Origin of the sequence: Caballeronia sp. (assembly GCF_049581465.1) — a bacterium.
Classification (GTDB): domain Bacteria; phylum Pseudomonadota; class Gammaproteobacteria; order Burkholderiales; family Burkholderiaceae; genus Caballeronia.
In genome coordinates, this window is the sequence record NZ_JBAUSA010000036.1 from 1 (window position 1) to 2,268 (window position 2,268).

Annotated in this window: 1 pseudogene; it reads right to left on the minus strand. The window is 60.8% G+C overall.

Annotated elements, in window-relative coordinates:
- Nucleotides 1–643 precede the first annotated feature (643 nt).
- A pseudogene (locus tag WCA53_RS00780) lies at nucleotides 644–2,193 on the minus strand (IS3 family transposase).
- Nucleotides 2,194–2,268 lie beyond the last annotated feature (75 nt).

Here is a 2,268-nt window from a genome sequence, read left to right on the forward strand (position 1 = left end):
CTTCTCGCGTGGTCGTTCTGCATAAGTCGTATTTTCTTGCTTATTTCTGTTAGCCCCTATCCGGGGCGGGACTTCATTTCTTTGCAAACGCGCAAAGAAACGAAGCAAAGAAACGCGTTCAAACCGCCAATTCTTAAGTGTCGTCGTCGATCACTTCAGGTTTTTGGCACGAACGTAGCGCGGCCCCAAATATTCAATCCGCAGTTGAACACCGCCCTCAAGCACTAGCGGCACGCATACGCTTCGCCTCAACGGCCGTATAGCGCTCGGTATGCTGGTGCTCCCACCATCCACGCCCGTGTTCCTCGCCTATATCTTCTGGGTCGCTCACGCGACCCAGAAGCGTCAAACCCAAAACTGACCGCTCCCCCGGGTTTAGCACGGAACTTACCTCCGGCGATGTCGGGGGCGTCGCCGCACGCGGCGACGGATTTAGGGCGGTGGAGGCGAAGCGTGTGCGCGCTGTTGGCGCTTGAGGGCGGGGTTCGACTGCGGGTTAAGTGTTTGGGGGCCGCGCTACGTTCGTGCCAAAGACCCGAAATAACCAACGAGGACACTTTGGTATTCGCGGTTTGAACGCGTTTCTTTGCTTCGTTTCTTTGCGCGTTTGCGGCGTGTGTCAAGGTAGTTGTCGCGTGAACCGTTACGCGGCTTGTTTACACTTTGTGGTAGTTGTCTCCGTTCGTTCGGGGTTCAAATAAACCGAGTCTGCAAGATGCCAATCGCGGATTTGGCCCGACCAACGTGCTGGATTGAGTGCCCGTGCTGCGTCATACAACTGGCGCCGCTTGGCCAGCAATTCGTCCGCCTCACCGCGATGTCGCTGGCTCGGACTCACATACTTCAAGCCGCTGTGACGGTGCTCGTCGTTGTACCAGTCGACAAAGCCCTGCACCCACACGCGCGCTTGCTCCAGCGTATCGAACGGCCGTTCGGGCCACAGCGGACAGTACTTCGCCGTGCGGAACAACGCCTCGGCAAAGGCGTTGTCATTGCTCACCCGCGGCCGGCTGAACGACGCCTCCACGCCCAGATCGACCATCTTCGCGCGCATCACGGCGCCTTTCATCGCGCCACCGTTATCCGAATGCAGCACCACCGGGTGCCCCGCCGTGGCCTCACGCAGACAAGCCTTCTCCAGCAACGCGCTCGCATGCTCGCTCGACTCCTCCTCCCACACCTCGTTCATCACCAGCTTGCGGCTGTAGATGTCCTCCATCATGTACCAGTAGAAGTACCGGCCCCGGACAGTCGTGGGCATCCACGTGATGTCCCAGCACCACACCTGATTCGGGCCATCGGCACGATGCGTGGTCGGCGCGCGCTGCTGCGGGGCCTGCGTGCGCCCACGCCGCTGGTTTTGTCCCGCCTCTGTCATGAGCCGGTAAAACGTCGATTCCGAGGCCAGATAAATCCCCTCATCGGCCAGCTTGGGTACGATCTGGTGCGGGCTCAGGCTGGCGTAACCGACACGGTTGGCCGCATCCAGCACCGCTTGGCGCTCCGCCTCGCTCAGCTTGTTGGCCGGCGCGCCATGGTGCGCGTGAAGACGTCCGTCTTCACGCGTGTGCTGCCAGCGCTGCACCGTGCGCACACTTACCCCCAACTCCGCGCAGGCACGCCAGCGCCGAGCCCCTTCTTGTACGGCTTCATCGATCAACTGCATGGCGTCATCACGATCTGGGCTGCTGATCAGTCTTCCTCTTCCTTGCCCCAAATCGCTTCGGCTTTTTTTCGCAAGTTCAGCAACGCCCCCGCCTCCGCGCGGGCGGCATCGCTGCGCTTGAGCTGACGTTCCAGTTCACGGATGCGCTTGTGCGCCACCTTCGCCTCACCCCGCTGAGCAGCACCCGGCTTGGGTTCAAGCGCCGTATTGGCCTGCTCGCAGGCTTCGCGCCACCGCCGGATCTGCTCCGGATAAATGCCCTTGCTGCGGCAGTACTGCGCGATCTCAACCTCGCTCAGCGGCGCCGTCTCCAGCACCACTCTGAACTTGTCGGCGCTCGACCATCGATCGCTCGTCTTGCCATTGCCCGGCATGAATTCCCCTGCATTACGTGCATTGCGCCGCCAGGTGTGCAGCGTCACCGTCGTGATGCCCGTCGCCCCCGACAACTCGATCACCGCTCGATTAAACGGCGGCATCATCTGTTCGACCGCCCACTCCCGCGTTCGCGCTGAATAACGCTTCATCTTCCATTCGCTATCCGCCCCCATGTTTGTATTAAAGTGATTCGGGTGACGCGACAACTAGTCTGACATGGAGGG